The sequence below is a fragment of the Mesorhizobium sp. WSM4817 genome (assembly GCF_055811135.1).
This window is the reverse complement of record NZ_JBVVQQ010000029.1, coordinates 68,953-75,691: the sequence shown is the minus strand read 5'-3', so window position 1 is coordinate 75,691 and position 6,739 is coordinate 68,953. Positions and strand designations below refer to the sequence as shown.

5 protein-coding genes and 1 pseudogene are annotated in these 6,739 nt (G+C 59.1%); 5 read left to right on the top strand and 1 reads right to left on the bottom strand.

Features of this window, described 5'->3' with window-relative positions:
- Positions 1-1,017: 1,017 nt before the first annotated feature.
- From AC0L2K_RS29500 to AC0L2K_RS29485, 4 genes are all read left to right on the top strand, one after another.
- Entirely contained in the window at positions 1,018-1,299 is a 282-nt protein-coding gene (locus AC0L2K_RS29500) for an acyl carrier protein (RefSeq protein WP_065008438.1), read from the top strand.
- The gene (locus AC0L2K_RS29495; RefSeq protein WP_065008437.1) at positions 1,300-2,508 is read left to right on the top strand and encodes a beta-ketoacyl-[acyl-carrier-protein] synthase family protein; all 1,209 of its coding nucleotides are present in this window, start codon (positions 1,300-1,302) and stop codon (positions 2,506-2,508) included.
- A gap of 310 nt (positions 2,509-2,818) precedes the next feature.
- Positions 2,819-3,556 carry a 3-oxoacyl-[acyl-carrier-protein] reductase gene (fabG, locus tag AC0L2K_RS29490; RefSeq protein WP_473533054.1) on the top strand — a complete coding sequence of 246 codons (738 nt, stop codon included), beginning with the start codon at positions 2,819-2,821 and terminating at the stop codon, positions 3,554-3,556.
- 477 nt (positions 3,557-4,033) lie between these two features.
- Complete coding sequence (locus tag AC0L2K_RS29485) at positions 4,034-4,624, top strand: NodA family N-acyltransferase (protein WP_473533053.1); 591 nt, start codon at positions 4,034-4,036, stop codon at positions 4,622-4,624.
- A 40-nt stretch (positions 4,625-4,664) separates the two neighbouring features.
- On the opposite strand, the pseudogene AC0L2K_RS29480 reads toward AC0L2K_RS29485, so the two are convergent.
- Positions 4,665-5,227 (bottom strand): annotated as a pseudogene (locus tag AC0L2K_RS29480) (beta/alpha barrel domain-containing protein); the annotation flags it as partial.
- Positions 5,228-5,692: 465 nt separating this feature from the next.
- Between AC0L2K_RS29480 and AC0L2K_RS29475 the strand changes: the two are divergent.
- On the top strand, positions 5,693-6,682 hold the full coding sequence (locus AC0L2K_RS29475; protein WP_473533052.1) for a nodulation protein NodZ: 990 nt from the start codon (positions 5,693-5,695) through the stop codon (positions 6,680-6,682).
- Positions 6,683-6,739 lie beyond the last annotated feature (57 nt).

Below are 6,739 nucleotides of genomic sequence, written 5' to 3'. Positions count from 1 at the left end.
TAACGCTGCCGCCGTGCTCGTGACCATCAAGGGCAAGTCGCTTCGCGATGGCCAAAGGCCCACCCTTGACCGTCACTGCGCGCGGCGCCCCCAATTAACCCCGGAGCCAAAGCAGGAACAAATGGGGCGCCACAGCTGAACAAGGAGACGGAACGACTGAAAGATCACCTTGACAAAGATTAGCCCATACAAGCGAGCGAGCGGCGTAGCGGCAGTCATCGATGTTCTTCGGTAGCGTTGGGTTGCTGACACAACCTGATTCGAAGGAACCACCGATGACCAAGCCCCAAACCTTTTCCGACCGGCTCCGTTCCAAAAAAGGGGGCGGCATTGCTGCCGCCCTTTGAGATTGGTGAGAGGCGCAGACCTTAGAAACCCATACCACCCATGCCGCCGCCGCGATGCAGCCCTGAAAGTGTCGAGCGAATCGATGGTGTTCGGAAGCTCGACCCACAGGATGAATCCACCCTGCGAATCGGTAACCTTTGTGCCTTCCGCGACCGCCAGGGCGCTTCGTCGCACCGTAGAGAGCGAGTGTGAGGCGCTGAGCATCTACCAGCGCCCGAGACGTGCCGAGCTCTTGCGTGGAGCCATGCGGGATGTCTCCTGTAGCATTATCTCCCGCAACCAGAGGCTTGCCCGTTCATTGAAATGTATCTCTATCCACAGGGTGGATGCTCTCATTGAAACAAACGATTTTATCAATCGTCCGGAATCTCGCATTGACAGCACCTCACACGCCCTGATCGCCCGCTACCCTTATCGTGTGACGACTGCGAAAAAAAGAGCCCGAAAGGTGAAATTTCCATGAGCTCAGACGTGCGATGGAAGTTGCCCCTGGAAAATGAGTTGCAGTTGGATGCCTACGCCGCAGACCAACCGGAACTCATCAGGTCTCTTTAATCCGATTGCTGTTGGTGAGTGGCACAAGCCTGGTCAGGACGATTTTCGCGACGTGACTGGCAGAGGTATGACGCCGCACCCACGCCAAAAGGCATTGCTATGGAAAGGAACAGAATGGCTGATCAACTCGCAACGGAAATCATTGCCACGATCAAGAACCGCCTCGAATCGGAGAGCGGCCAGGGAAAGAGTGTGTCCATCATCGGCGAAATAACGACTGCCACGGAACTGACCTCGCTCGGAGTCGATTCGCTGGGTCTGGCGGATCTCCTCTGGGATGTGGAGCAGGCCTACGACATCAAGATAGACATGAACGCGGCCGACGCCTGGTCGAATCTCAAGAATGTCGGCGACATGGTGGAAGCCGTCCGCGGTTTGCTCGCGAAGGAGGTCTGATTGGACAGGCGAGTCGTCATTACTGGGATGGGCGGACTTTGCGGCCTAGGCAACAACGCCGCCTCCATCTGGAAAGAGATGCGCGAAGGCCGCTCCGCCATCCGCCCGATGGTCAGTTCCGAGCTTCATGAGATGAAGGGCATTGTCGGTACCGAGATCAAGGAACTGCCCGAGCACGACATCGGCCGCAACCAGCTCGTCTCCATGGACCGCGTCGGCTTGCTCGCTGTGCTTGCAGCGCGCGAAGCCATGCAACACGCTGGACTTTCCTGCGATCAGGGAAATCCGAATCGCTTCGGCGCGACAGTGGGTGTCTGCGGCTGGGGCTGGGGAACGGTTGAAGACACCTACCGCGCCCTCCTTTTGGGCGGCGCGAAGCGTGCTGGCATTTACACTGCACCAAGGGGGTTGCCGAGCGCCGCTGCCAGCCAGGTCAGCATGAGCCTCGGCCTGCGCGGCCCGGTCTTTGCCATCGCCTCCGCATGCGCATCAGCCAACCATGCGATCGCTTCGGCGGCGGATCAGATCAGGCTCGGCCGGGCCGACGTGATGCTTGCCGGGGGCGCCGAAGCGCCGCTCGTATGCCTTCAGATGAAGGCATGGGAAGCAATGCGCGCGCTCGCTCCGGATACTTGCCGGCCCTTCTCCGCCGACAGGAAGGGAGTGGTGATAGGCGAGGGTGCGGGCATGGCCGTGCTGGAAAGCTATGAGCATGCCGCGGCGCGCGGTGCCACAATGCTTGCCGAGATCGCAGGGATCGGCCTTTCCGGCGATGCCTTCCACATCGTCGCGCCGTCTATCGAGGGGCCGGAGGCCGCGATGCGCGCTTGCCTTGCCGACGCCGGGCTGAATGCCGAGGACGTGGACTACCTTAACGCCCATGGCACCGGCACCAAGGCCAACGATCAGACCGAGACGGCGGCAATCAAGCGCGTCTTCGGAGACTATGCCTATTCGATGTCTGTCTCGTCCACCAAGTCCATGCACGCGCATTGCCTCGGCGCAGCGAGCGCACTTGAAATGATCGCCTCCGTGATGGCGATCCAGGAGGGCGTCGTGCCGCCGACCGCCAATTATCGCGAGCCGGACCCCGATTGCGATCTCGACGTCACGCCCAATGGGGCGCGCGAGCGCAAGGTGCGCGTGGCACTGAGCAACGCCTTCGCCATGGGCGGCATGAACGCAGTTCTGGCGTTCAAGCAGGTGTAGAAGCCATTCGAGATGCCTCCAGTAACTCTATCTCTCGTATGGCCGGATCACGATTGTAAAGGACGTCGCCTTGGACCGCCTCGGGGAATGCGCCAAGTGGCAGCGGAAGCTGGACGAGCCGGGGTCCGTTTTTTTCAAAATTCTCAACTGTTGAAGCGACTTGGACGTACCGCTACCCGGAAGGTTTAGCGAGGCCCTTCGAGTTCGGCTCGAGGGCCTGTCCAAAGCTGTACCCGATAATGTCTGGAAGGCGCAGGGCCGCCAGTGACCGCTCCCGTGCGAAGCCGGTCCTTAGAAAGGGAATCGATAAATGTTCGATCTGACCGGCCGCAAGACGCTCGTCACAGGCGCATCGGGAGGCATCGGCGAGGCTATCGCCAGGGTGCTGCATGCGCAGGGCGCTGTCGTCGGCCTGCACGGCACCCGCGTCGAGAAGCTGGAAACGCTGGCGGCCGAGCTCGGCGACCGGGTCAAGCTGTTCCCGGCGAACCTTTCCAATCGCGACGAGGTCAAGGCGCTCGGCCAGAAGGCCGAGGCCGATCTCGAAGGCGTCGACATTCTCGTCAACAATGCCGGCATCACCAAGGACGGGCTGTTCGTGCGCATGGCGGACGCCGACTGGGATTCGGTGCTCGAGGTCAACCTGACCGCCGTGTTCCGGCTGACCCGCGAACTCACCCATCCAATGATGCGGCGCCGGCATGGCCGCATCATCAACATCACCTCTGTGGTTGGCGTCACCGGCAATCCCGGCCAAACCAACTACTGCGCCTCCAAGGCCGGCATGATCGGCTTTTCCAAGTCGCTGGCGCAGGAGATCGCCACGCGCAACATCACCGTCAACTGCGTCGCCCCGGGCTTCATCGAATCGGCGATGACCGACAAGCTCAACGACAAGCAGAAAGAGGCAATCATGGCGGCGATTCCGACACGGCGCATGGGCACCAGCGCCGAAGTCGCCTCCGCCGTCGCCTACCTCGCTTCCAACGAAGCCGCCTATGTCACCGGCCAGACCATTCACGTCAATGGCGGCATGGCGATGATTTAGCGTGAAAAGTTCAGTGCGGCCCGATGACGGCTATCAACAGTGGGGGAAGGTTCGCACCCATAGCAGTCGGTTGGTCTGGCAACTGACGAGCGGGTCGGTCAGGCAACTGGCCGGGTCGAAGCCTCCTGATCAAGGCCGCCGTGGGCGGAGATTTAGATCAAGTTCTTTGAACCGCATGTCTTTTCCTATCCATAGCGTGGATGCATTAATCCAAAGAAACGATTTTGCCAATGCCGCAGAACGTCGCATAGTAAGATTTCAAAGATGTAAGCCATAGCTAGTTATCGAATTTTTGCATTGGTTCAGAGCAGTATTGTTCTGGTGTGCGCCTTCCGGTGTGCTCGGAACACAACGGGGTCGCATGTTCATTGCGGCTAGTTTCTTCGGTGCGCCAGCTACATCGAGCCGGCTCGATTCGACAAGCGTCCCCCTGCTAGGCGCTTCCCCAACAAAATAGCAACAAAGATGAGGTTTTCCATGTGCTCTGACGTGCGGTGGATGTTGTGCTGGGAAAATGAGTTGCAACAGGCCGATCATGTCGAACTCTCCGAGTTTTTCCGAAAGACCTACGGACCGACTGGGGCCTTCAACTCAGAGCCATTCGAAGACGGCCGTAGCTGGGCCGGTGCGAGGCCGGAACTCCGCGCAATCAGCTACGACGCGCACGGCGTAGCGGCTCATATCGGCATACTACGCCGCTTCATCAAGGTTGACGAGGTCGAGCTCCTAGTGGCCGACCTGGGGTTGTACGGGGTGCGTCCGGATCTTGAGGGACAAGGGATCAGTCATTCAATGCGCGTTGTATATCCAGTATTGCAGCAGCTTGGGGTTCCATTCGCTTTCGGCACCGTTCGGCACGCGATGCGGAACCATATGGAAAGGTTCTGCAGAGACGGCCTGGCGGCGATTGTGTCGGGCGTTCGCGTGCGGTCCACTCTCGCAGATGTGTATCTCGACCTGCCGCCCACGCGCGTGGAGGACGTGCTCGTAGTGGTTGTGCCGATTGGACGCTCGATGAGCGAGTGGCCATCCGGCACCCTGATCGTTCGGAACGGTCCGGAGCTATGAACATCTTGAAGTGCCGGGTGATGGCGCCGGCGCCAAGCGCGAGACCGATGTCGAGAATGGGCGCGCTGTGGGTAAGCCAGCCAATCGATATGAGATCCACGCCGGTCGCCGCAGTTGCCGGGGCGCTCGCCCGCGTTACTCGGCCCAAGGTCTCGGTGATCGCGCGGCGCCCGACATAGCCACAGCCTGCGCAAGCTCCTCGACCGACATGTTGTCGAGGAGCACGGCGTCGACGCCCACTGTAAGGGCTATCTCCAGCTGGTCCAGCCTGTCCACCTCTACCTCGATCTTGTATGTGACCTATGACGCTACGCGCCCGCTCGATTGCGGTGGGGATGTCGCGGCAATGGCCGATGTGGTTGTCCTTGATGAGCACCGCGTCGTCGAGCGCGAAGCGGTGATTGGCGCCTGACCGCATATCGCTTCGACAAACGCGGCCGTAGCCTTGCCCGCTTGGCGCGCGTTAAGCGAAAGCTTGGCTTTGCAATCGGCGGCGATAATTGCATCGCTCGTGATATCGCCGGCTCTGCCCAGGTCTTCCAGCAGGTCACGGCGCACGATGGGCTCCATGATGATCTGAGGAAGTGGTGCAAGTGAAGTCATGTCAACGGCTCCGTTCGGATGTCGTCGTCGCGGCCGCGCTCATGGCCGGCTGACGTGGGTCATGCTGCGTGCTGCCGCCGTAAGGTTCCGCTGGGATTAGCTGTGACGCACAACGAGAGGGTTCAGGTCAACGCCCTGGAACCCATGTCACTAGCTATCCATGACGTGGATGCGTTTCATCGAAACAGACGATTTTACCGATGGTACGGCACGTTGCATAGAAAGAATTCAAGGATGTAAGGCTTAGGGAAGTGGTTGATGTTTGCGTTGGCTCCGAAGAGCATTCTCTGGTCTGCGTCGAAGACCCGTCCAGGCGCGCGTCCATCGCGGCCAGGCACTTCCGCGATCGACGCAAGCTACATCGCATTGGCGCAGCAGGACAAGCTTCCCCGAATTGCGCAGGCGCTTGCCTCAAAGACAGCAGCAAAGCTGAGGCTTGTGGTGTTCTGGAAAGAGGCAATTTAGATGCTTGTTGATGGCTCAAGGATGGATCGGTTCGTTGTTTCTCGACGGCGCACGGGTTTCGGTGATTGCCTGTGGTCTCTCGCGTCGGCATGGGACTACGCACATCGGACGGGACGGGCTTTAGCAATAGATTGGCGCGGCTCTTGTTACCTCGACAACCCGTTTGCGAATGCCTTTCCGGCTTTCTTCAAGCCAATTGAAGAGATCGGTGGTGTACGGGTCATTTGCGATGACGAGATCAACCACGTCTCATTCCCCGGTCCCTTCTTCCCGTCGTGGTGGAACAAGCCATCCATCGACTGCGTGTACCGTCCGGATGAACAGATTTTCCAAGAACGTGACGAGCTTAACGATCTTTTCCAGGCCCAAGATGATTGTGAAGCCAACACGGTAGTGTGTGATGCTTGCTTGATGTGGCGCTGCGATGAGCAAGCCGAGCGAACGATATTTCGGAGCATCAGACCGAGGGTCGAAATTGAGGATCGGATTGAAGCGCTCTACCAGGAACATTTTGACGGGCGCAGCATAATTGGAGTCCATGTCCGCCACGGCAACGGCGAAGGTATTATGGATCACGCACCTTACTGGGCTGATCCAAAGGTTGCCTTAGAGCAGGTATGCACTGCAATTCGTATGGCCAAAGCGCAACCGCATCCAAGGCCTGTAAGGGTGTTCTTGTGTACAGACAGCGCCCAGGTTGTTGATCACTTGTCGGGCGTATTTCCCGAACTTTTCACCGTCCCAAAACGCTTCCAAGCGGATCAGGCCGGCCCCTTACACAGTGCAGCACTGGGCACCGACGGGGGTTTTTCCGCTCTCGTTGAGATGTATCTCCTCGGTAGATGCGACACTGTAATTCGCTTTCCTCCGACTAGCGCCTTCACACGCTATGCCCGCCTCTTCGTGCCACGAATTGTCGAATTCGATTTGAATGACCCGCGTCGTTTGATCTTGATTGATAACTCTTTCGAACGTTCCCCGGCTCCATGAAAGGGTTGGCAGCCCGCTCGAACTCTCCCTAGCCTTCGCGCAGAGGCCCCGTTCGCC